20 protein-coding genes are annotated in these 23,704 nt (G+C 62.6%); 4 read left to right on the forward strand and 16 right to left on the reverse strand.

Translation table 11 applies throughout. The features are described 5' to 3' along the window. The 4 genes from RIE53_06020 to RIE53_06035 form a co-directional block, all read right to left on the reverse strand. A complete protein-coding gene (locus RIE53_06020) occupies positions 1 to 1,140 on the reverse strand; it encodes an efflux RND transporter periplasmic adaptor subunit (protein ID MEQ9104236.1) in 1,140 nt (379 codons plus the stop codon). After that, complete coding sequence (locus RIE53_06025; GenBank protein MEQ9104237.1) at positions 1,133 to 2,779, reverse strand: TolC family protein; 1,647 nt, start codon at positions 2,777 to 2,779, stop codon at positions 1,133 to 1,135. Before RIE53_06025 ends, RIE53_06020 begins: the two co-directional genes overlap by 8 nt. Continuing rightward, the gene (locus RIE53_06030; GenBank protein MEQ9104238.1) at positions 2,776 to 3,450 is read right to left on the reverse strand and encodes a TetR/AcrR family transcriptional regulator; all 675 of its coding nucleotides are present in this window, start codon (positions 3,448 to 3,450) and stop codon (positions 2,776 to 2,778) included. Before RIE53_06030 ends, RIE53_06025 begins: the two co-directional genes overlap by 4 nt. 73 nt (positions 3,451 to 3,523) lie before the next feature. Beyond that, positions 3,524 to 4,600, reverse strand: coding sequence for a mannose-1-phosphate guanylyltransferase (locus RIE53_06035; GenBank protein MEQ9104239.1), 1,077 nt, complete (start codon positions 4,598 to 4,600; stop codon positions 3,524 to 3,526). A 208-nt stretch (positions 4,601 to 4,808) separates the two neighbouring features. Between RIE53_06035 and RIE53_06040 the strand changes: the two genes are divergently transcribed. Both RIE53_06040 and RIE53_06045 read left to right on the forward strand, forming a co-directional pair. Next, positions 4,809 to 5,315, forward strand: coding sequence for a hypothetical protein (locus RIE53_06040; protein MEQ9104240.1), 507 nt, complete (start codon positions 4,809 to 4,811; stop codon positions 5,313 to 5,315). Between the two features lie 85 nt (positions 5,316 to 5,400). Then, the gene (locus RIE53_06045; protein ID MEQ9104241.1) at positions 5,401 to 5,589 is read left to right on the forward strand and encodes a hypothetical protein; all 189 of its coding nucleotides are present in this window, start codon (positions 5,401 to 5,403) and stop codon (positions 5,587 to 5,589) included. A gap of 40 nt (positions 5,590 to 5,629) precedes the next feature. On the opposite strand, the gene RIE53_06050 is transcribed toward RIE53_06045, so the two are convergent. The 8 genes from RIE53_06050 to RIE53_06085 form a co-directional block, all read right to left on the reverse strand. Then, positions 5,630 to 6,889 (reverse strand): endonuclease/exonuclease/phosphatase family protein, encoded by a 1,260-nt coding sequence (locus RIE53_06050; GenBank protein MEQ9104242.1) that lies wholly within the window; start codon positions 6,887 to 6,889, stop codon positions 5,630 to 5,632. Positions 6,890 to 6,898: 9 nt separating this feature from the next. Then, complete coding sequence (locus RIE53_06055; GenBank protein MEQ9104243.1) at positions 6,899 to 8,152, reverse strand: hypothetical protein; 1,254 nt, start codon at positions 8,150 to 8,152, stop codon at positions 6,899 to 6,901. 2 nt (positions 8,153 to 8,154) lie between these two features. Next, the gene (locus tag RIE53_06060) at positions 8,155 to 9,174 is read right to left on the reverse strand and encodes a PorV/PorQ family protein (protein MEQ9104244.1); all 1,020 of its coding nucleotides are present in this window, start codon (positions 9,172 to 9,174) and stop codon (positions 8,155 to 8,157) included. Next, the gene (locus RIE53_06065; GenBank protein ID MEQ9104245.1) at positions 9,174 to 12,083 is read right to left on the reverse strand and encodes a TonB-dependent receptor; all 2,910 of its coding nucleotides are present in this window, start codon (positions 12,081 to 12,083) and stop codon (positions 9,174 to 9,176) included. Before RIE53_06065 ends, RIE53_06060 begins: the two co-directional genes overlap by 1 nt. Then, positions 12,080 to 13,693, reverse strand: coding sequence for a hypothetical protein (locus tag RIE53_06070; GenBank protein MEQ9104246.1), 1,614 nt, complete (start codon positions 13,691 to 13,693; stop codon positions 12,080 to 12,082). The genes RIE53_06065 and RIE53_06070 overlap by 4 nt, the downstream gene beginning before the upstream one ends. Before the next feature lie 67 nt (positions 13,694 to 13,760). Further along, positions 13,761 to 15,428 carry a T9SS type A sorting domain-containing protein gene (locus RIE53_06075; protein MEQ9104247.1) on the reverse strand — a complete coding sequence of 556 codons (1,668 nt, stop codon included), beginning with the start codon at positions 15,426 to 15,428 and terminating at the stop codon, positions 13,761 to 13,763. Positions 15,429 to 15,479: 51 nt separating this feature from the next. Then, positions 15,480 to 15,950 carry a hypothetical protein gene (locus tag RIE53_06080; GenBank protein ID MEQ9104248.1) on the reverse strand — a complete coding sequence of 157 codons (471 nt, stop codon included), beginning with the start codon at positions 15,948 to 15,950 and terminating at the stop codon, positions 15,480 to 15,482. Between the two features lie 24 nt (positions 15,951 to 15,974). After that, on the reverse strand, positions 15,975 to 18,143 hold the full coding sequence (locus RIE53_06085) for a hypothetical protein (protein MEQ9104249.1): 2,169 nt from the start codon (positions 18,141 to 18,143) through the stop codon (positions 15,975 to 15,977). Positions 18,144 to 18,306: 163 nt separating this feature from the next. Here RIE53_06085 and RIE53_06090 point away from each other — a divergent pair, with 163 nt between their 5' ends. After that, positions 18,307 to 18,978, forward strand: a complete 672-nt coding sequence (locus tag RIE53_06090) for a class I SAM-dependent methyltransferase (protein ID MEQ9104250.1) — start codon at positions 18,307 to 18,309, stop codon at positions 18,976 to 18,978. 32 nt (positions 18,979 to 19,010) lie between these two features. On the opposite strand, the gene RIE53_06095 is transcribed toward RIE53_06090, so the two are convergent. Beyond that, entirely contained in the window at positions 19,011 to 19,646 is a 636-nt protein-coding gene (locus tag RIE53_06095) for a DNA-3-methyladenine glycosylase (GenBank protein MEQ9104251.1), read from the reverse strand. A gap of 70 nt (positions 19,647 to 19,716) precedes the next feature. On the opposite strand from RIE53_06095, the gene RIE53_06100 reads away from it, so the two are divergent. Next, complete coding sequence (locus RIE53_06100) at positions 19,717 to 20,388, forward strand: sulfite exporter TauE/SafE family protein (protein ID MEQ9104252.1); 672 nt, start codon at positions 19,717 to 19,719, stop codon at positions 20,386 to 20,388. Positions 20,389 to 20,443: 55 nt separating this feature from the next. Here the strand turns inward: RIE53_06100 and ccoS are convergent, their stop codons facing one another. From ccoS to RIE53_06115, 3 genes are read right to left on the reverse strand one after another with little or no spacing between them, the layout of a single operon-like run. Beyond that, the gene (ccoS, locus tag RIE53_06105; GenBank protein MEQ9104253.1) at positions 20,444 to 20,671 is read right to left on the reverse strand and encodes a cbb3-type cytochrome oxidase assembly protein CcoS; all 228 of its coding nucleotides are present in this window, start codon (positions 20,669 to 20,671) and stop codon (positions 20,444 to 20,446) included. Further along, positions 20,668 to 23,265 carry a heavy metal translocating P-type ATPase metal-binding domain-containing protein gene (locus RIE53_06110; protein ID MEQ9104254.1) on the reverse strand — a complete coding sequence of 866 codons (2,598 nt, stop codon included), beginning with the start codon at positions 23,263 to 23,265 and terminating at the stop codon, positions 20,668 to 20,670. The genes ccoS and RIE53_06110 overlap by 4 nt, the downstream gene beginning before the upstream one ends. Then, positions 23,187 to 23,699, reverse strand: a complete 513-nt coding sequence (locus tag RIE53_06115) for a FixH family protein (GenBank protein MEQ9104255.1) — start codon at positions 23,697 to 23,699, stop codon at positions 23,187 to 23,189. The genes RIE53_06110 and RIE53_06115 overlap by 79 nt, the downstream gene beginning before the upstream one ends. Between the last annotated feature and the right edge of the window lie 5 nt (positions 23,700 to 23,704).

Consider the following 23,704-nt stretch of genomic DNA (forward strand, 5'->3'; position numbering starts at 1 on the left):
TCAGGAGTTGGAGGGAACGATGGCGACGGCATCCCCTGCGGTTACGGTGGTCTGGCCCGTGGTGATCAACTCATCTCCCGGTGCAAGACCCGACAGAATGACGGTCAATCCCTCATTCGATGGACCCGGCTCCACCGAACGCAGAACAGCCCGGCCGTTCTCGACGATGTAGACGGAGTAGCCGGTCTCGTCGCGCAGGATGGACGCCTGTGGAATGACCATCTGATCCTCGAGGACAGACCGCATGACGTACAGATCGACGATCATGGCCGGTTTCAGTGTGCCCCGTGCATTGTCCACTTCGATCTCTATCTGGAAGGTACGCGTGGACGGATCGATCACCCTCGAAACGAAGGTCACGCGTGCCGTGCGGTCTTCGCCTCCGTACGCGCGGAGGCTCATCCGGACCGGCGTCCCGATTTCGATGTCATTGGCATACCGTTCGGGAACGCCGGTGGACACCAGCAGGCGGTCTGTTGCTACAAGGCGGACCATGGGCAAACCGGGTGCGGCGGTCTCCCCCTCATTGACCATATGGGCTTCAACGCGTCCCGCAAAGGGTGCCGTGACGGACGTGAACGATACCTGGCGTTCCGCCTGCGCCAACGCGGCCTCGGCCTGGCGCAGCGCCGCACGCGCCTGATCCCGGCGCGCGCGGATGTCTTCGAATTCGAGGGCCGAAAGGATGGAATCCGCGAACAGCCGCTCCTGACGATCGAATGTAGCCTCGGCCAGGCGCGCTGCGGCCTCGGCCGCCTCCACGTTGGCAGTCGCCTGAGCCAGCGCGGCGTCCGCAAGGCGGCTGTCGAGTCGCACGAGGACATCACCCGCAGCTACACGGGCACCGAGCTCGCGGACGAACTCGATGGTTCCGGACGTCTGGGCAGAAATCGTGGCATCGTCCGAGGACTCCACGGTGCCGGTCAGTTGGATGTGTTCCTCGAACCGGGAGGGCACAAGGACGCGGGTTTCCACGCGGACTTGGCGTCCGTTGTCTGTGGAGGGCGTTGCGGCCACGGATGCATCGTCCATGGCTGCCGGGTCGCCCCCACAGGCACTGAGTCCGAGGACCAGGATGAGGACGAGTGGCAGCAGGGCGGGCACACGCAGGCGCCCGGTCAGGTTCGAAGTATCAATCATGGTTCGTTGGGGCATTCGGGGTGGTACCACTGAGGGACGACTGTCCAAGCGCGGTCATGTACGCACCCTCGGCTATCAGATAATCATGGACCGCCTGCAGCCGGTTCAGCCGGGTCTGGTCCAGTTGGTTGCTCGCTTCCCTGACTTCAAGCAAGGTGGCCACACCTTCTTCCAATCGGGCCTGGGCATAGGTGAAGTTCAGTTCGGCGCGCTCAACGTTCTGCTGTTGGGCCTGCATGCGTTTCCAGGCGCTTCGCACATTGCGGATGGCGGATTCCACTTCCACCTGGATGGACTGCTCCAGGAACTCGGTGTCCAGTTCAGCCTGTCGGACGGCTACCCGACGCTGCTCCACGCGTTGCCGGGAAGCAAACCCGTTGAAGATGTTCCACGTCAGCCGGAATCCGCCGCTCATGGCATCGTCCCAGTACGCATCGGAAAAGTACCCCTGGTCCTCCGTGGAGAAGGAGAACGGATCGTCGGGCGACGTAATGATCCGTGTGCGATTGCTGGGGACGTTGCCGATGTAATTGTAATTGAAGAAGGCATCGACGGCCGGCAGATATTCAGCCTTGGCCACTTTCAGTTGGATGCGCTCCAATTCGACGCCTATGCGGGCCTGACGCAGGTCGGGGCGACGATCCAGGGCAACAGCGGCCGCCTCCGGGATGGCTGCGAGCGTCGCCCGGGATGCGGCGTCCGCCTCCAGCGAGCCCCGGAGCGCCACCGTATGCATGACCGGGATGCCCAGCAGCAGCTTCAGATTGTCGGTCGCCGCATCCCGGGCCACTTCACTCTGGAGCAGGCCGGATTCCAGGTTGGCCAACTCGACCTCGGCAGAGAGACGCTGGAACTTGGGTGCGGTACCTTCATCCACCTGACGGGAGATCTCGCTCAGTGTCCTGCGTGCACGGGCCACGGATTCCCGACCGACAGCCACCTGTTCAGCCGCCAGCAGTGCGCCGTAGAAGGCCGAGCGCACGTCCTGGACCATGAGCTGCTGTTCCCGGTCCAGACCCGCCTGATTGAACGGGCCCAGCCACCGCGATGCACCTACCGCCCCGAACAGTACACGGCCGTCAAACAACTTCTGGGTCACGGACAGTCCAGCAGCATACTGGTTGGGGACGCCGAACGGATTGGACGCGTTGCTGGTCTCTATGCCGGCCGCCTGTCGTCCGGCCTGGACGCGCAGGAAGTACTGCTCCACGGAAATCGGGTCCGTAGAGGGGTTGTTGTCGGTCCGGGCCTGCTCATTGAAGGCCAACCAGTCGATGAATCCGAGCGTCTGGAAGAATCCGCCGGCCTGCGATCCGGCGAACGGGTTGGCCGTCCGGAAATTGCGGGTATAGGAAGACGAGACATCCAGGCTGGGAAACAACTCAGCCCAGCCTTCCCGCACCTGTGCGTCGGCTGTTTCCAGGTCAAGCCGCGCCCGCTCCAGCGCCAGGTTCCCGACCAGGGCAATCTGGATGGCCTCGTCCACGGTGAGGGTGAATTCCCGGGCGCCCTCGGATGTCTGCAACGGCGTTGCATCCTGGGCGCGAAGGGGGAGGGCACTGAACGAAAAGAGCAGGACCAGCCCGACAGCCAAGGCACGTCGTGACATGTCCGGAAGGGTGATGGATGGTTGTGTCATGAATGCGATGGGCTGGAAAATCCGTCCGTCAAAAGTGCAGTCACCTGACGGGCCAGGACCTGAAGGTCGACCGGAGCGCCGTCGGTCATGAAGGCACATTTCTGGCTCATGTAAAAACCTTTGGCCGTATGGATGATGTGGTGAGCCAGGACGTGTGGGCCGGCGGACAGCTGTGCAGCATCCACCTCACCCCGTTCCATGGCTGCCTGGACGTGCGCGGCCAGGGCCACCACGGTGCGGCTTCCATGTGCGTGAAAAAATTCCTGGGTTTCCTTGTCCTCCATGAGCGCTGCCCGCTGGACTTCACGCATGAGGATGACGAAGAGGTCGGAGCGCATGGAGAAAAACGCGAACACGTTGTCCAGGAAGGTCTCCAACTCACGCCGGAACGAAGCTGAGCCCGTGAACGATTGGTCCACCACCGCAACCATCCGGTCGAAAAGCTGCTCGAAAATCGCGAACAGGATTTCCGTCTTTCCGTCGGGAAAGTAGTTGTAGAGCGTACCCTTGCCGAACTCCGCGCGAAGGGCAATCTCATCCAACGTGGCCTTCGCATAGCCTTTTTCTGCGATGACCTCTTCCGCAGCCTGAAGGATGGCCATGCGTCGGGCAAGGCGCTCCCGTTCTTTCCGGGGCAGCGATACTGTGTCGGGAGATGACAGGATTTCCATGGTAGCGTCGAATGGTGACCGGTTGGTCAGAATGCGACTGCTACGTCACGAAAAGGTTACGGTTACATGAACTTCAGATGTAGTCGTCGATCTGGTGTGCGTAGAGGTAGTCCACGATGTGCTTCACACCCTGCGCCGATTCCCGATGGCAGACCAGGGTTGCATCGTCCGTATCGACGACAATCAGGTCATGAACGCCCACAAGGGCCACCAGCTTGTCAGACGCCTGCACCAGGCATCGACTGGAATCATGCACGATCACGTTGCCTGAAATGGAATTGCCGTGTGGTCCCTTTTCGGCCAGATCATAGACCGCTTTCCAGTCACCCACGTCGTTCCAGTCGAAGTTACCGGGAACGACGAACACCGAACGGGCCCGCTCCATGACACCGTAGTCAATGGAAATCGACGGACAGCGGCTGTAGGATTCCTTGAGCGCTTCATTCTCGCCTTCCGTGCCGAGAGCCGCTCGAAGTGGACCGAACGCTTCCCAGACGTCGGGCAGCCAGGTCTCCAGGGCGTGCAGGATGGAAGACGCGCGCCAGATGAACATGCCACTGTTCCAAAGAAAATCGCCCGAGTCAATGAATCGCTCGGCTGTCGGCAAATTCGGTTTCTCGGCGAATGCACGCACGGGCACGGCGACCAGTTCGTCGTCCACGGCCGTGGCATCGGTGTCGTACTGGATATAACCGTAACCGGTCGCGGGATAAGTGGGTTCAATCCCGATCGTGACGAGGGCTCCTTCTTCCTCCGCTTTGGCGATGCCCGTCCTGAGTACCTCCTGGAACGCACGGACATTGCCTATCCGATGATCGGAGGGCAACACGACCATGATCGCGTCCGGGTCCTGGTGGGCCAGCTTCAGCGCCGCCCATGCAATGCACGGCGCGGTATTCCGGGCGATGGGTTCCGCCAGGATGTTGCCTGGCGGTAATGCCGGAAGCTGATCGGCCGTGAGGGCGGCATAGTCACTGTTGGTCACCACGTGACATTGTGCCGGTTCCACCACACCCGAAAGCCGTTGAACGGTGGCCTGGATCATGGTGTCGTCTCCGAACACATTCAGGAATTGCTTGGGCGTAGCCCGACGGCTTCTCGGCCAGAACCGGCTGCCAATGCCTCCGGCCATGATGACGGCGTGGACCATGATGCTGAACTGTGGGGTGGATAACGTTGGGGCGGGGACTGCCCTCGCCAACCGTACAGCCGGGGGCATGTTTCGGCGGAGCTGTGTCCATGAATGTGGACATATGTATGCCCGGAGCCAGCACGGATCGGGCAGAACGCACTGGAATCGCCATGTGGCGCATCTTTTGATGGACCCGGTGCATCTGCATCACCATCCCGAAAGAACCATGAAAACCGTCAGACTGTTCGGAGCCCTCTTCCTCCTGTCCACCCTTGGAGGCTGTGTCATCGAAGAGAGCGTGGGTCCCCAGGGACCGCCCGGAAACGCGAATGTGTTTACACTGAACATCCCCTTTGACCTGGACAACGCATCCTTCAATGGGAGCGTGGCATCCGTCCAGTACGATGTCCCGGACCTGACGGCGTCGGTCGTCGACGAGGGAGCCATCCTCATGTTCTTCCGCGACCAGGGGACCTGGACCGCCATGCCCTACACGTTCGGCGTCGAGTCGCCCGACCTGCCTGCCGTGGATTACACCATTTCCCTTGGATTCGGATATGAAGTCGGTTTCCTGGAGGTGTTCTACGAGGCATCCACGGAGGCCGTGGATCTGGGCGCGCTGCCCGATCGTGACCTGAAGTTGGTGGTCATCGATGGATTCGCCTTCGGCAAACGCCACATTGACCTCACCGATTGGGAAGCCGTGAAGGCGGCCTACGGTCTGGCCGACTGACGGGCGTTCCGCTTCAGAAAGGCGTCGGTGTGTCGATACCGTGTGCAGACACGATCCATCTTCACACCGACGCCCATCCTGACGCATGAAAGACCTCAATTTCGATCGGAGACCGACCCGCCGCCGCGCACAGACCCCCACCATGCGACGCATTGTCGGTGGATTCATGCGGACCGCCATGGAAGACTATCGGAGGGCGGGCTACCCGTTCGGAAAGAACCTGGAAGGACTGCTGGTGTGGTTCGAATACGATCAGCGCACGACGGACAACTGAGAACCGATCTCTCGGGCCGTCTGCCGGGGAAGGCTCTGGCTCAGCGCACCAGGACGGTCGTGCGCCCGGCCATTCCGGCGTCCAATAGGTACAGCCCCGCGGGCAGCCCCGACAACGACAGGGTGGTCTGACCGGTGCCCGTGCCCATGTCCAGGGACCGCACCGTCCTGCCGAGCGCATCCACCATGCGCACATGGATGCTGCCGGAAGCTCCTGTCGTCTGGAGCGCAGCCCGCAGGCGTGCATTGTTCAGGTCCGAAAACCGGAGATTCAACGTCGTTCCGGCCGGATTCGGCCAAACGTCCAGCGTGCCTGTACGCGATTCATCCGGATCCGGAAGATGCGTCACGTTGGTGCCGCTCGCCGTCGGGAGCAGCCGCGAATAGACCGGGACGTGGTCCGACGTGGTTGAAAGGAAGCCTGAAACGCCCTGGATGACCGAGCTGTGGCGATCCGTGGTGCCAGCCGATGCGGCAGAGAAGAGCTCATTGGAGACCAGGATATGGTCAATGGTCGACGTCTGGCTTCCTCCGCAGAAGGTACACGTGCCCGCATCCTCAAGCGGAAGCGACAGGATCTGCCAACGGTCCGGGTCCTCCAGGAAGTTGGTGTACGGGGACGGTTTTCCCGGCGTGATGGAGTCGCGGATGGTGTCGTTCAGGTCGCCCAGGATGATCACGTTGTCGTCGGCTTCCAGGAAGTCCAGGCGGGATTTCAGTCGGGAGGAAGCGCTGGTTCGCCGGGTGTGGCTTTCCGAGTCGGAGCAACACTTCATGTGGACGGTAACCAGGGTCGCCACGAACGACGTGTCCGGCAGCGTGACGGTCGCCTCCATGCTCAGCGGGGGACGAAAGGCATATTCGTAGGCGAACGACTCCAGGATATGCTCCACGCGACGCGGTTGCACGACGGCCGTCCGGTACACGAACCCTATCCGTTGCTGACCACTGTTGGTGGCCAGCGTTCCGGCCCAGTCATCGCCGAGCCTGGCCAGCAAATCGTCGAACGTGCCCGCATCGGAAATTTCCTGCAGGGCCCAAAGATCGATGTCGGAGTTCTCCATGACGTCGACGACGTTGTCCATCTGGCGCGATTCATCGGACGGACCATTGGATGTGCTGCCGAACCACTCGATGTTCCAGGTAGCCACGTCGAATGTCGCATTGCTGCCCACGGACTGGACTTGCCGGGCGACGGCCACGGACGACGACACGGAGAATGCCATGGTCAGGGCAAGCGCCAGGGCCGGTGTTGAGACCGCATTGAGGAGGGGCGTACGAAGCCGGAAATGGAATTGCACGGAGCGGCGTCAGTCCTGGATGTCAGTGTTCAGGCTGTACCGGGCAATCCGGTTGTTGCCGGTATCGGCGACGAAGACGACCTTCTCGAAGTACGCCACACCCTGTGGGTTGCTGAACTGTCGCGCGCCGTCGCCGAAGCTGCCGAACGAGACGTTTACGGGTCGGGAGGACGTGGCGCCGGGAGGTGGAGCGACGCCTTCTATACCCGTGGCCGTGAACACGTGGAGCCGGTTGGCGCCGCCGTCCAGGACGAAAATGTAATTCGTGCCGTCGGCGGCCGTGGTCATATCGCTGACCCGCTCAAACTTGAACTCGTCGTAGAAAAACGATTCATCGGGCTCTGGATCGACGGTCGCCTGGAGCATGGCGGCATCGGGGACGAACTCGGTTCCGTTCACGGTTTCCACCACGCGGATGGAGAGTGCGCCGAATCGCAAAGGGGCGCCCCCGGAAGGACCGGAGGATTGTCCCACCAGGAACCGCCGGTCCGTCCCGAACGATTCGCGTTGCGGCGGGTGCACGAAGGTGGCGACATCGGTCGGCCATACGGCGCTCCGAAGGCTCGGGACGACGGGACTCAGCGCAACCAGGGCCTGCAACGGATTCCCGTCCGGACGATACTCCAGGATGATGTTGTGCGGGAAGAGGATGCTGTTCCGGTCATTCACCGGTCCCTGACGACTGACGTAAATGTTATTGTCGGGCAAGACCCCGACGCCCGTGAAGGCGACCTGCTCATCCGTTTCCTCCGGATCCGGCCGATTGAATCGCCGCGAATCGTCATCGAAGGGGTGCCAGATCATGTCGGCAATCCGCGGCGTGCCTTCCGGAATGCCGTCAAACCGCATGACAACGGGTAAATTCCAGGTACGTCCACCCAGCGTGGTATCCCGGCGAGCCGTCACGTAGACGTGCATACGCCGGTCCTGGACGACCGATGTCGCACCTCCGGCAATCGGAATATGGGCGGCAGGACGGCCGGAAAGGTCCAGGATGTGCAGCCCCGTGGCGTCGGTCACGTACAGCAGTTCATCGTAGCCCACATAGACGTCCGTGGGTTCGACAAGCGCCCCGTTCCCACCCTGCGAAAAGAAGGGAAACAGGGGGATGTAGTCGACTTCCTTGAGCGCCGTCGGCTCCTGACGCGCCGCATCGAAAATCTCGTCCGTCGTCGCATCGGACTTCGAACCGAAAACGGCATCGCATCCGACCAACAGGACCGGGGTCAGGATGAGCAGGGCTATGGCAGGGAAACGGGTCACAATCACAGCGTCAGGTTCAGTCCAATCCGGTTTACGTTGCCCAACCGTTCCAGCCGGTTGAATCCATAGTCGAAACGGAGATCAGGGCCACCAACGGGGACCCGGAGACCCACTCCGAAACTGGGGGTCGTGTACTCCTCGATTCCGAAGCGGTAGCCGGTACGCAAATACAACATCCGGTTCCAGCCGTACTCCAGACCGACATTCCAGTTCTCGGCATTGTCATTGGGGTTGTTCAACTGTGCCGAGATATCCAGCGACTGCGAGGCATGATCATCCAACACACGGTAGACGACCGCCAGATGGAAGGTCGTGGGCGGAGTGAGCGCTTCGAACTCCGTCTCGATCACCTGGGGGTTCGGTGCAATGACCCGCCGTTCCAGTTCTCCCTCAGGCGTGCCGTCCAGTCCGAAGTTGCGGACGCTGACGGCCAGGTCAAGGCCGGACGTGCCTACCGCGTAGAAGAATCCGACATCGAACACCACGGTCGAGGCCACCAGTCCCGCTACACTTTCCCGTACGTATTTCGACGTGACCCCGTACGAGAAGAGGTCCGTCAACTGTTGGGAGAAGGAAAGACCCACGGCCATGTCCCGCAGGCGGAACGTCTGACCGGTCCCGAAAGGCTGGAATTCCGTGGTGACATCCATCTCTCCCGAGTCCATGGTCTGGATACTGGCACCCACCACCATGTTCGTTCCGGAAATCGGATACACAAGTCCAGCGAAATCAAGGGATACGTCCACGAAGTAGGCCGTATGGTAGAAGCCTGCCTGGATTCCCGGCGAGCGGGCAATCAAGGCCGGATTCCAGTAGAGCGCCCCGACGTCAGACGCACTGGCGACAACCGTCTGACCCAGCGCGGCGGAGCGGGCATCGACGGGAATCTTCAGGAACTGGAAACCGGACGTGCCGGCCCGTTCACCTCCGAGGGAAGGCAGGAGTTGGGCGTGGAGCGGTCCACTGGCCAGGAAGGCAAGGCCGAAAAACACGACAAGTACAGGCAGGAATCGCTTCATCATCAGAATCGGAAAGCCACCCCGAGCATGATATGGCGCTGAGGCAGGAATCGGGCCGGATTCAAGGGCGGAAGTCCGGCCGAATCCGGGTCATCATACCGGAGGTCACGGGTGCCGGAGGAGACGTCGTATTCGGGATTGCCCCGAAGCGATGCCATGTTGACGGCGTTGGGGTCGATGTCCGGATAGGCTTTTCCGGTCACCGGATTCACGATGATGCTGTTCTGCTGGTTGAACAGGTTCGTGACAGCAAGGGAGAAGACCACATTGGTACCGGCCATGGGCACCGTTTTCTGCACGTTCAGGTCGAACCACCACCAGGCTGCTCCGATTTCGGAGTAGCGCTTGGCAGGATCCTGGACGGTTTCATAGATGGGGCGCCAGTCACGCTCACCCGTGAACGGATTTACGTCGTTGCCCTTGAACTCGACCGGGGTGTAGCGCTGGCCGCTCCGATAGGTCGTGGACACATACGTGCGGAGGTTTCGCGTCCCCGGAATACCGAACAGTCGCTCATCGGCGCCGCGCGTAAGCGTCACAGAGGCCTTCACGTCCAACGGGCGATCCCAGGCCAGCGGCGTTTCGAAGGTATTGTCGATGTTGCCGTTCTGCAGGAATTGGCTGAGCGCCTCGTTGTTGGTGGAACTCAGGCCGGTTGCACGGGACCAGGATGCGGACAGTTGTCCCAGGAACCAGGTGCCAATGCGCTTCTGGTAGCTTGCTTCGAGTCCCCGGACGCGGGCGAAGTCGGCATTGATCCGGAATGCCCGACTCACGGGTTGACCGGTCGGCCCCGGGATTTCGAGGTTCTGGACGGTGATGAAGTCGTATTTGTCCCTCCAGAATCCCGTGAGCGTCAGGACATCGTTGCTGGAAAACTGGGTCCGCAGTCCGAGTTCATAACTGATGTCGACTTCCGGGTCCAGGTTCGGGTTGCCCAGGTCGGCGAAGAAGGACCGGTCCTGGAAGAACGGATCGAGTCCAGTGTAGACGAACGTGGGGTGGGGCAGGATGGTGGAATGGCCGTAGTTGAAGAACAATACCCGGTTTTCCTGGATCGGGAACGACACACGGAGCTTAGGCAGCATCCGGAACTTGGTCCGGAGACCGAACACGTTCACGGTGGCGTCCTTGTAATCCTGTCGGACCGACTCCAGGATGGGCGCCTGGGGATCATCCACCAGGCGGTCCACATAATCGCCCGGTGACCAGTACTCGAGACGGGTGCCGACGTTGGCAATCAAACCGCGGAACCGCACCTGATGGGTCACCCACAGGCCACCGCGCCTTGGCTTGACGCGCCAGATGTCCGACGACGTACCGAGTTCATTGGTGCTCTGCGCGTCTTCGCCCGATCCGATGGGGGCACCGTACCAGGGACGGATGATGTCAATCCACTGGTAATCGTTCAGCTTCAGTTCGAAACCGAGGTTCGTCTGGTGATTCTTCGATTCGGAGAACCGGGTGTAGGTTATCCGGGTCGTCCACTCCTCGGCGAAGTGGTCATGGAAGCGCGTGGCAATGCCGCCGTTGTTGAACAGCCCCGGTCCCGGCAGCACGAACAGGACATTGGGATCCACCGGCTGGCCGTTGTTGTCCAGGAACAGGTCGACCGGATAGGTGATGACCGATGCCGGGTCCAACTGGGAATCCACGACCGAAGGTCGCCACTCACGACCGTTCGCATCGGCCCGGAGCCGGGTGAACAGACGCGACACCTGGATGTCATAGAACGAGCTCTCGTTCAGCACGTGCGACCATTTGACGTACGAAATGACGTTGTCATGGGCGTAGGTATTGCCGTTGTCCGGTTGCAACGAGAACGCATACTGGAAGCCGGGCGAGACGACCGATTCATTCCCCGTCACCTGCAGCATCCGCGTATTCTGGTTCACCGTCAGGCTGCGCTGCAGGGAGGCCTGGACGCGCATGCCAGGATTGACGAGCCAGGTCAACTTCGAGATGCCATTCCACCGGTTGCCCGTCCGGGGCATGAAGAAATCCGTGTCGACCAGCGAACTGCGGACCTGCTCCGGATTGGAAATCAGACGGGTGAAGCCGTCCGACAACTGGACCTGGCCGGACAGGAAGAACCGGAGCGTGCCCTTCTTTATGGGCCCGCTCAGGTTGAATTCGTAGATCTCTTCCTTGAAATTGGATTCGGCGTCCTTGTTGAACCCGAGATGGTCCCGCTTGTGGGTGAAGAAGCCCCGGAATTCGTCGGTACCATCCTGCGTCTGGACGCTGACGACCCCCGAGGTGACGTCTCCGTATTCGGCACCCACGCCACCGGTCGTGACCTCAACCTCCTCGAAGGCATTCGATCCGAGATCCAGTCCGAATCCGGTTCCGGCCAGCGGGTCCTTCGCGGAAACGCCGTCCACGATGAATCCCGTTTCATTGGCACGCCCGCCGCGAATGTACAAGCCCGTCGGGTCGCGGGTCACGCCCACCTGGGAGGCCACGGCAGCCTGGACGTCCCGGAGGGGAGCCGCATTCATTTCCTCGCGCGTAATCCGTGAGGTGGAAGCCGACTCCTCCACATCAACGAGGGGGCGGTCGCCCACGATGACGACCTCGTCCTCGGTGGACAGGACGGCTTCGCCGAGTTCCACATCCAGCGTCGTGGTTTCTCCATCCCGGATGACAATACCGGTGAAGAGCTTGGTTTCGAATCCGATGTAGGACACCCGGACCGTATACTCTCCGGCCCGCACGCCGGGCACGGAATACCGACCGTCGGTATCCGTGGCCGCGCCGCTCGACGTTCCGACGATGATGACGTTGACGCCGATCAAGGGGTCCCCGAAATCAGCATCGATGATGCGTCCTGCCAGGGTACCCTGTGCCCATACGGCAGGCACCATGCCCGCCAGCAAAAGCAGGGAGAGGATGTGCTTCAATCTCTTCATCGCTTCGGGAATTGCAAGGCATCCAGCAGGGCCCGGACGACGAGTACACCGGCCGGATCGGCCGAGCCCGGCGCCACGAAGTTCTCCTGGTTGTTCAATTCATTCACCAACGGCAGGGAGAACAGGGCAATGCGCCGGTCCGAACTGATGGACGCCACGGACGTCGGGTTCGTCCAGGTTCCCGACGCGCCCGTGGACGAACGGTACGTGAACGCGCCCTGGTACAACGCGTCGATATTGGCGCCCGTCGTGATGTAAGGGCGGATATTGATGAAGAACCGGGTGGACTCCAGCGGAGGCAGTCCCAGGATTTGGCCGACCGACGTGGGCGACACGGCTGCGCCATTGGCCAACTCCAGTCGTCGGACCGAATCGGGAACGACCAGCGGTTCATTCAACGGGAGCAGCAGGATGGCTGCGTTGTCCGTGAATTCCGTATCGCCTGCCGGAACAGATATGGGGCTGTGCACGAGCATCTTGCCGCCGGCATCGAAGAAATCACTCAGGACGGGGGCCACGAACGGCAGATTGTCCGTGCCGATGTTTCCCGTCGTGCTGGTGGACACCCAGTAGATGTACTTGAACAACGACAGCGTCATGCGCAGGGCTGGCTCCGCAACGGGGGGCAGGGCAAAGGCGCGCGGAACGGTTCCAGACGAACCGGTGGTGAACGGTTCACTGATGTCCCAGACATCCACACCATATCCACCGGGCATGTACGCTTCCAGGATGTCGATATGGTAGTCCCGGACCAGCTCATTACTGGCCAATCGGAAATCGTTCACGTACAGGACGTCCGAGGTATTGCGACGCACGCGCCACGTATGGCGCTCGATCGTGCTCGTGGTATCGGCCTGGTCGGTGGTCCGGATATAGAAGGTGTTTTCGCCGTCCATCAACAGGCCGGGTACGGACAGGCCGGAGGGTTGGACGCCGCGCCCGAAGAAGACCGCCGCGTTCACTTCGGAGGCTCCGGAACGGATGGCGTCCTGGTCTCCGAACAGGGTGACGTAGTCGATCTCGGGGGGAATACTGACGAACGATGTACTGTCGTTCAGGCTGATGCCGACGGATTTCAGATTCTGGATACCGTCAGGATCGTTGGCCCGGAAGGCGAACGATACGACCGGAAACGTTTCTTCCGGAGGCAGTTCGAATTGGCTGAACCGAATGGACGGCGGAGAATTCCGGATGGGAAAGATGCTGCGCGCCGGGGTCGGGTCCCGGAGGTCCGCGTCGTCCACGGCGCGGACTTCGACCACCACGTTGGCAATGGATTCGCCCGATGGCAGGGGCAGCAGCAGCAGGGAGTCGTTGGAGGTGGTGAAAATCCAACCATCGTCACCCGACGGGGGTTCGGTTTCAGGATAAAGCCGGATGTCAAATCCGGCCACGATACCATCGGGGTCGTCGCCCGTCCAGGACAGTCGGATGGTGCTCAACAGCCGGTTATCCTCGTCCAGATTGTCCAACAGCGATTCGTCGCGGACACTGAGCGAGGTTTCCGGAGGCTGGTTCCCGAGGGGTTCGCCGGAGAAGCCGCTGTCGCAGCCTGCAGCCAGCAGAATCAACAGGATTCCGGGAAGGAGGGTATGACGGATGGATCGCATGATGCGGGATAAGGATGGATGTGGGGGCGGGCGCGCGAGCGCCCGCCCCCATCATGCCATCACGGGGTTACTTCAGCAGCGTCATGGTCCGGGTGACCACCTTGTCTGCCGTCTGGAGACGGTAGAGGTAGAGACCACTGGACAGACGTGCGGCGTTGAACTGCACGGCGTACGTACCGGCCGGCTGTTCGCTGCTCACCAGGGTTTCGACGTGACGTCCCAGCGCATCGTACACGCTCAGCGTGACCTGGCCGGTCGTAGCCACATCGTACTGGATGGACGTCGTCGGGTTGAACGGATTCGGGAAGTTCTGGTGCAGGCTGGTGGTCTGCGGCAGGACATCCGATTCCGTGGCCACGTTGGTCACGGGGCCGATGGCGTCGAAGGACTCGGGCTCGAGCTTGAAGTTCGAGAAGGAGTACCAGAGGACGCCTTCGACGAATGCCAGTACCTGGCCTTCTGCGAAAACCGTACCCGGATCGTTGCCTTCGTAGGACATGAAGTCCGACTGGTCATCCACACGGAGAGAGCCTTCGCCGTTCGAAATCAGGAACTCACCGAATGGACCGCTGGGGGCGTCGGCGTTGGTCGCAACGACCGTGGCGTTCTCCACGCGCAGCAGCATGCCTTCCAGCGACTCCGCGATGTCCGCGTCGGCCAGGAGTTCGGTGGTGACCACGATGGCGTTGTAGGGCGCGCCACCCTGGCTCACGATTTCGAACTGGTAGTCGCGGATCATGGTGAGACCGAAGTTCTCGACGATCCGACCACTGGTAATCCGGATGACATCACCCTTGGCCACACCGGCAGCCGTAAGCGGGTTGCTGCTTGCGCGCAGGGCAATACCGGACCAGGGGCTCGTGCCGTCCTGGACCGTCATGACATCGGAGGAGCCGTTGGCGCTTGCCGGATCGGTCATGACCGTGACTTCAAGGTCCATGGTGGTGGTCACGTCACGGAACGGGGAGTCACCGCTGCCGGGGGCCGGTTCCTGGATGTCCCGGACCGCAGTGATGCCACCGAACAGCACGCGCACGAACCGCTCGGCCGACGTGGATTCGCTGCCTTGGCTGTCCGTTGCAGAAATCGTGAATGTTACGAAGTCCCGGTTCGGCTGGGCCGGGATCTGGAAGGACCAGGTGTCGCCGGTGGTCTTGGTGCCCGTGACCGTGCCGCCCGTGGGGTTGCTCGTCGACGTCCAGGTCAGCGATGCGCCCGTGAGGGTACGGCTCTGATCGGCCGTGATGGAGGCGGTAATGGTGATCGGGCTGTTACCCGGGATGCTGGTCGGCGGCGTGATGTCCGTGATGTTCGGCGGGGACTGGGTCACGACCAGGTCCGTGGACTCCCAGGGTACAATGCGCATCATGCCAATCGACGGTGCGCCGATCTCATGCGGATCGAACGAGCTGCGGGACAGGAGGGCGAATCCCTGGAGGTTCACCGTTGCACCGACGGGAGGCGCTGTGAAGTCGTTCGTGGCGCGGAACGGGCTCGGGTAATCCGTGCGGTCGTTCCTGAAGGCCAGCGAGATGTCATCGTTGTCGATGACGGCACCCGTAGCGACGTCACGCAGGGCCCAGTTCGGACGCGAGGCGGTCCTGTTGGGGGACGAGAAGACCTGAAGGCCTTCAATCCGCACGTACTGCTGGTTGAGCGCCACGAAGTTGTCCCAGTTGACACGGGCCGTGTTGTTGCCTGGCGCCACGTTCAGCTCGTCCAGTGTAATGGTCACCGGATCGAGGATGCTGGCATCCAGACCACGGTCGGTGTAGGTGCCCAGGAACTACACGGCTGACGGGGAAAACTGCATGCCGGACCCGAAGTAGGCGACGGTGCCCGTGAACCGGACGACATCACCCACGAACAGGTCAATGGAGCCGGTCGTACGGAAGTTGCCATCCACGACCTGGATGACCTGGCCATCAAAGCCAGCGGTGGCAGCAGCTTCGTCACGAACCCAGAAATGGATTCGGGAGGGCTCGTTGGTCGACGAGTTGACGCTGGACAGACCCGAGAGGAGCGGATCGGACAGCACAACGGCGGTGAACTGGACCGATTCTCCCGTGAACGGTGAACGGATGTGCGTCGTCAGGTCGGAGGTCGTCACGTTTTCGCCGAGGGCGGCGACCGCATCGATTCCGGACTGGGGAATGGCGTTGATCTCTGCGACGGTCGTGACCGTCTGTGCGTGTGAGGTCTGGATCGTCAGGGCTGCCGTCAGCAGCAGGATCCAGGCAGTAACCAGTTTTTTCATGGGTTCGATGTCAGGTGGTGGTGGTTATTTGATGATGACGAATTTCCCGCGCTGCGTGCTTCCGTCGTCCAGGTCCTCGACGGTGAACAGGTACAGGCCTCCTGCGAGGCCCAGCCCGTTCTCCGACAACAGGTCCCAGGAATGCTCCCCCCCGGGCTGGAGGCCATTTTCGGCACCGAATTCCGTATACCATCCGGTATCCCCGGTGTACGTGTCAGCGTCGTGATACAGGGTCTTGACCGGTTCGCCGGCCAGCGTATAGATCCTGATTTCCGACTTCGGTGGCAAGTTGTAGAAGTTCAGTTTCCGGCTTCGGTTGGACGTTCCGTCCCAGGCCGCGTTCACACGATACGGATTGGGATACACGCCGACTTCCCGGCTTCCGTCCGTATTGGCCGGCGTCCCGGGAAATACCCGGACACTGTTTGCGACGCGGGACGATTCGAACGGCTCCAATCCGGCATCGGGGTCTCCCGAGTCGAAGGCCGTGACGGCAAACAGGTATTGCCAGCCGTTCTTCAGGTTGGGCGCTTCGAAGCGGTACCAGTACTCGGTTTCGTCCCCTTCGAACAACGCCGGTTCCTGGAGCGCGATCTGGCCGAATCCGTTGTTGAATCCGATGGTGTTCCCGGGCGTGTCGTACTGGGCCACGAGACCGGCAGCGCCGGCCAGGTTGCCGCCGCGATCATCGCCCGGATCGGAACGGTAAATCCGGTATCCCTCGAAATCCTCGATGCCGGTCACGGGGTCCCTGGATTCTTCGGCCGTCCGATCCCAGTACAGGGCAACGACGGGTTCATCGGTGATCGCGTTGCGTTCGAATTCCACGCGGACACGTGGGGAGGCGGGCGGCTCGGGAATCAAATAGCGGTCCAGTACCCCGTTCCCGTTCACGTCTTCACCGGGGTCCAGGCGACCATTGAAGTTGTTGTCCTCGCCGGAATATGTACGTCGGGCCCAGCCCAGATTGGTAGCCAACAACGTCCGCGATTCGGGTGTATCGATGGCTTTTCCGGCTTGTCCCTGGAATTCCTCAGGCTTCAGGGCCGCCACCAGGGCGAACGTGACCTGGAGCGTATCGCCCGCATTGACCCGTGGGAACGGCCCAAGGGGGGTCAGGCCAATCCAGTTTCCGGTCGAAATCTGACCGTCCGTCCGGAGCCGCGTATACCAGGCTTCAAGTGCCGCTTCATAGGCGTCCTGAGTAGGATATCCGGCCGGGTCGGGATACGGGGTCGCCATTCTGCGATACCGGTCGGCGTCGGTGTTCGGACGGTTCAGTTCGTCACTTCCACCGGAGAACAGCCACCAGCGGGGGTTAACGGTCGGGGCTGTATAGCCATCGGCCACATACTCGTCAGCCACGGCCGGATGGAAAAATCGTTTTTCGCCCCGGGCCGGATCGAACCATTCGGCACCCAGCACCTGGACGGCGCCATAGGTATTGAGCGTCTCTTCCAGGCCACCGGCGTTGAAGGCGTACATGGCCTGGAGGGAGTCCACGTATCCCAGGCCGCCCTTGTTGAAGAAGGCCCCGCCCGTATCGTTCGTGGTGTTCACATTCCGCACCACCAGGTCATGGAACAGCCCGACGTAGACCGAATCCCAGGGCTCGGACGAGATGTTCACGATGTCCAGGTTCACGATGGCAAAGGCTTCCGTGAAGGGGAAGCTCCAGGCGTGGGTGGTCACGTGCACCATGGCACCCAGGCGTCCGGACTGGTCCGGCATCTGGATGTTCGTGTTGGGCAGCGTTCGGGAGGTGTCCTCGAAGGCGGTGAGGAAATCCTGATGGGAAACGGCCGACCGCGAATACTCTGCCGATGTGGTCAGGGACGAGCGGCGCGTGAAGCCACTGAACGACGCAAATTCGTATCCGGGCGCGCCCGGGGCATAGCCGCCTCCGGACGTGACGGCTGCCGTCCGGACCGTTTCGGTACCGTCGGAACGGGTGGCCCCGATCCATACACCGGCCTCGAACAAGTGCTCCACCCCTTCATTGAGCGGATATTCGAACGAGGGCGGGCCGCTCGGATTGTTCCGGATGCTGGATCGGCCGAAGAGTCCCGCGTTCGTGATGGTTATCCCAACGTTTCCGACGTCGATGACCGCTTCCTCGAAGGATGCTTGTCCATGGGCTGCAACGGGTAATCCGAGGAGGACCGCCAGCAGACAAAGAAAGCGTGGACGCATGGGAAAAATTCGGGTCAAAATGGGTCGCCAGCGTACGGCCGGACCGTACACAGGTCCCGGGCAGCGCGAACAGAGAACATAGCGGATTTCCGCCGGTTCGTAAAGGGTATTTTATACACATTACACGATGTTAACTGGAGTTTCAAGGTGGATCGGCGGGCCCTTGACGGCCGGGGTCCTGTTGTTGACCCTCTCGCCCGGTTTCGGCTGCGGGGAGGGTCCCGATGCGCCCGGGTCCTACATGGGACGGGACATTGCCGACGTCATGGCGTCCGAGCATGGCGCTCTTTGGCTGGACCGACCCTCCCGGGACGAGGAGGAGTTGCCGGCCCGGCTGTTGAATGCCCTGGAACTGAACCCGTCCGCGCACGTGGCCGACATCGGGGCCGGCACCGGCTTCTTCACGTTCCGCCTGGCGGACATGGTCCCGCACGGTCGGGTCTATGCCGTCGAAGTCCAGTCGGCGCTGGTGGACACACTGAACGCCCGCGCCCATCGCAGCGGCTATCGAAACGTGTTTCCCATCCAGGGCACAGTGGATAATCCATCCTTGCCGGATGCCCGTATTGACCTGGCGCTCATCGTATCGTCCTACCACGAATTCTCCCAGCCGGAGGCCATGATGCGACGCATCTTCCAGGCCATCCGACCGGGCGGCTCGCTGGTCATCGTGGAATACCGGAAGGAAGATGCGACCATTCCGATACCGGACGATCACCGGATGACCGCCGAACAGATCCGCCGTGAAATGGAAGCGGTCGGATTTACGTGGCGGGAAAACCGTGAAATCCTGCCGCAGCAACACGTGGTGGTGTTCCAGCGGCCCATCGAATAGGCCCCGGCGCCGAGTATGGGACGCAGTCGCGCTCAGCCATCCACGCTGCGCCACAGATACCACGATGCAATGGTCCGGTAGGGTTGCCAGGCGGCGCCCCGGGCCTCCACTTCGGCGGGTTTGGGAAGATCGGGGAGCCCATCCAGTTGCTGGATACCCTTCTGGATGCCCAGATCGGTGGTCGGCAGGATGTCCGGTCGGCCCAGGCCGAACATCAGGTACATCTGGACCGTCCAGGGGCCGATGCCCCGGACCTGCGTCAGTCGCTCGATGATTTCCGCATTCTCCATGGCGCGAAGGCGGGCCGCGTCCGGAACCGTACGGCGCCCGGTGTGCAGCGCGAGGTCTTTCACGGCGGCTGTTTTCGCACGGGACAGACCGCACGCGCGGAGTTCGTCGTCGGTCAGGGCCAGAACCGCCTCCGGGCGGGGCGGGTCGCCGGTGATGTGGAGCACGCGGCCATGGATGGTGCCGGCGGCTTTTCCGGAGAGCTGCTGGTAGACGATGGATCGGAGCAGGGCCTCGAACGGCTCTTCATGGGCCCGCGGCGCGATGGTGACGGGGCCGGTCCGATGGATGAGGGATGCGAGGCGTGGATCCTGGTCGGACAGATGCTGAACGGCTTCATGCAGGTCAAACGGCCATTGGGAGGACGGGTCGGGAGTCATCGATGCGGTGCGGTATCTTGGGTCCGGCAAACTTACGTAAACGACGATGGATGGTTGGGGCTGGGTCTGGATGGCGTCGGGGCTGGCACTTGCGGGCGCCCTGCATTGTGCAGGCATGTGCGGCGGCTTCGCGGTTCTGGCGCGGGGTGGTGCGCGCTCGGCGGGTGGCGGTGGGGGGCGGTTCGCGCTTTACGGCGCGGGAAAGACGCTGACCTACGTCGTGCTGGGTGTCGTGGCGGGCGCTGCCGGGGCGTGGCTGGGGGGCTGGTCGCTCGGAAGTCGGGTATTGGCAGTGTTTGTGGGAGTGATCATGATTGGCGCGGGGTTGCAGCTGGGGGGCTGGTTTGCTCTGTCGGGCTGGTTTTCCGGGCCGCGTTCGGTGCCTTTATTGGGACGGGTTTCCGCCCGCGTGGCCGATTGGCTCCGATCATTCATGGGGCAGCGTAGCCGGTTCTCTTTGGTCGGACTCGGAATGGTGAACGGCCTGTTGCCGTGCGGTCTTCTCTACGCCGCGCTGGCGGGGGCCGCTGGTACAGGCGGATGGTGGCAGGGAGGTGCGTTCATGGCCATTTTCGGTGTCGGCACGCTACCCGCTCTCGGCCTCACGGCGTGGTTTGCCAGCCGGCTCAGCCCCCGCCGCCGCGTCCTGGCAGCCCGCGTTGGCGGCGTCCTGCTCATCCTGTTCGGGGTGTTCACCCTTTTTCGCGGATTTCCGGCCATGCCAGGCCACTCGATGCACTGACGTTCTGTAATATATTAGTTGTATACAGCTAATATATTACAGGTTTTGCGCTGGCTCAGCCTGTCGGATCAGGAGGCTGAGCCTTCCCCGAGGGTTTTCGTCGGGTAATCCCAGTCTTTGCGTTGGGGTCGTCGTCCGAGACGCGCTCCTCTCCAAAAAGCACCCGCATACCAGGCGTCTCGAGGTCGTCGAACTGGCCGGAACGAACAGACCAGATGAAGCCGGCAACGCCGAGGGCCGCCAGGAACAGGGCGACGGGCACGAGTACGAAGAGGATGTTCATGATGGATGCTCCGTCCGGAACGTTCGCTGGAAAATGGATGACAGCACCACGGCGAAGGACGACAGGGGCATGGCGACGGCGGCGACGAGGGGCGTGACCAGGCCGCCCATGGCCAGGCCGGCGCCGAGTACGTTGTAGGCGAGGGACATCCCGAGATTGCGACGGATGATGGCGGTCACGCCCCGTGACTCCACCAGCAGTTCGCTTACGGCGGCCAGTCCCGGTCGGGTCGTGAACACGTCAGCGGCCATCTGGCTCGCGGCAGAACCACCGGCCACGGCCAGCCCGATGTCCGCAGCTTGCAGGGCACCGGCATCATTTACGCCGTCACCCACCACCAGGACGCCGTGGCCGCGGGACTGCAGATCGCGGACCAGGTTGCGTTTTTCTTCGGGCAGGTATCCGCCCAGGCACGCCGCGTCGGGGAGACCCAGTCGGCGGCCAACATCCCGGGTCGTTTGCGGGTCGTCCCCGGAACACAGGATCATCCGGTAGTGGGGCGAGAGGCGCGCAATCAGGGAGGCCGCATCGGGCAGGATGGGATCGGCAATGGCCACTACGGCCACCGGACAGCCGTCCACGGAAATACCGACCGGTGAGCGTCCGGAGGTCGCCATCCGGTCGGCGGCCTGCCGCAGGTCATCGGGCCAGGCATCCGGGGGGGCGACCCAGTCGGGGCGGCCGACGCGCAGGGACCGTCCTTCGACGGTCCCTGACACCCCTTGGGAGGGCGCCTGGCGGACCCCCGTGGCTTCGGGCAGGTCCAGTCCGTCGGTGGCGGCGGCGAAGGCCCCGGCAATCGGATGCATGACATGGGCTTCCAGGGGGGCCGCCAGGCGCACCGCGTCGGCCGCCCCGACGACCTCCTCGATGGTCATGCGTCCTGCCGTGACCGTACCCGTCTTGTCCAGGAGGACGGTATCGATGGTGCCGGCCCGCGACAGGGTGGACTCATCCTTGATGAACAGTCCCCGCCGGGCTGCGCGGCCCAGACCGATGGCCGTGGCCAGCGGTGTGGCCATGCCGAGGGCGCACGGGCAGGTAATGACGAGGAGCGCTATCACATGGGAGATTGCGGATGCGGGTTGCAGGACCGACCACAGTACACCCGTAACGGCCGCGAGCGCGAGGACGGTGATGGTGAACCATCCGCCAATGCGGTCAACCCACTCCATCCGCGACGGGCGACCCGGGTTGGCGGGCCGTTGCGTATGGGAAGATGCCAATGCGTCCCGCTCCGTACGGCGGTCCTCTGCAACCCATGCCAGCAAGGAGCCGATCCGGGTGGCGGCACCGGTGGCCCGGACCTGGATGATGAGGGTTTCGGTCTCATTCGTGGTACCGGCGAAGACCGCCGATCCCGGGCCGACCCGGACAGGACGACTTTCTCCCGTCAGGACGGCGTTGCCCAGCAGGCTTTCCCCACGTTCAACGAAACCGTCAACGGGGATGAGCTCTCCGGGACGGACCCGGACCCGATCGTCCACGGCCAATCCGTCGGCCCGGACGTGGCGCGTGGACCCGTCCGGGTCCACGCGCCACGCCATGGTCGGCAAGAGGGCAAGCAGTTCCTCGGATGAATTGCCGGCCAGGCGCCGTGCACGCAACTGCAGCCAACGAGCGGACAACAAGGCGGCAATCAGGACGGCGATGGAATCGAACCATATTTCGCCGGAACCCGAAACCGTGGCCCAGGCACTGGCCATGAAACCGGCCAGGATACCCACGGAAATGGGCGTATCCATGTGCAGGTGGCGCGGTGAGCGCGCGGATACCGCCAGCCGCACCGAAAACCAGGCACGCTTCAGGAAGACACTTCCGCCGTAGAACACGGCCGGGATGGCCAGGAGCAGGCTCAACCAGCGAGCCGACGTGAGCAGGCTGCCCGCGTCGGTGCTCAGGCCGCTGTACAGGGCGAAGGCGATCAGCATGATGTTGCCGGCCAGCGCCCACGAGACGCCCATGCGGATGAGCAGGCGCCGCTCCTCGGCCGATTCCGGCGCCTGCTCGCCGTCCACCCGTGGCAGCACCGGGTATCCGAAACGGGACAGCCAGCGGGCCACATCGGAAAGCCGCACGCGTTCCGGATCCCACTCCAGACTCAGCCGTCCCCGAGGCAGATTCAACTCGGCATGGGCAACCCCGTCGACGTGGACGGGCAATTGCTCGACCAGCCAGACGCAGGCGGCACAGTGCACACCGTCCAGATACAGGTGCGTCCGGAACTGTCCGCCGTCCAGCCGTGCCGCATGGGACCCCATGAAGTCCGGAGCATCCAGTTCGTCCAGGAGCGCGGCCTGTCGGGAAGGATTCGGCGCGGTACCGGGGCTGCGTCGCGAGGCGGGCGTATCCGGAGCCGATTCCCTGAGCCGGTAGTACGTCGCGTCCAATCCGGTCTCAGACAGGATGGCGTGCACGGTCCGGCAGGACGAGCAACAGAAAGCGGGGGAGGTATCCTGCAGCCCAGGGGGGACCGGAAGCCCGCAATGATGGCAGGCAACGACCGTCGTCCGGCTCACGGCAACTGCCAATCCCGGCGAACGGTACCGACGAATCGGGTTTCCCCGGTGCGTACGTCCACTTCCACGTCCCACAGTCCCCGCCCGGACACCGTGGGAAACGCGCGAAGGGTGAAGGCGGGAGTGGCACCGGGAGTGGTGCCTGGGGTCGGGTAGGGCTCAAGCGGGAGTCGCTCGAGCACGCCCGTGGATTGTGGGCGACTGAGACGCATTTCACCCGAAAGTCCGGATATGGGGCGACCATCGCTGTCCACGATCCGGACCTCCAATTCGGTCTGTCCGTCCGTCCTGGAGCGCGAGACATCCAGGACCCAACCCAGGTCCACGCTGGCCTGACGGACGGCAGCCGTGGAGTCCCACGCCACGGCCTTTTGGTAGTACTGCTTGATGACCCTGGGGCCACCGTCGCTCCGGGACGCAATCAGTACTCCGAACGTGGACGTCATGCCGAGGAGAATGAGACCGACGACGGCCATGGGCCACGCGATCTGTGCCGGAATTCTGTTCATGGCCT

It is taken from the genome of Rhodothermales bacterium, from assembly GCA_040221055.1.
Lineage (GTDB): Bacteria > Bacteroidota > Rhodothermia > Rhodothermales > UBA10348 > 1-14-0-65-60-17.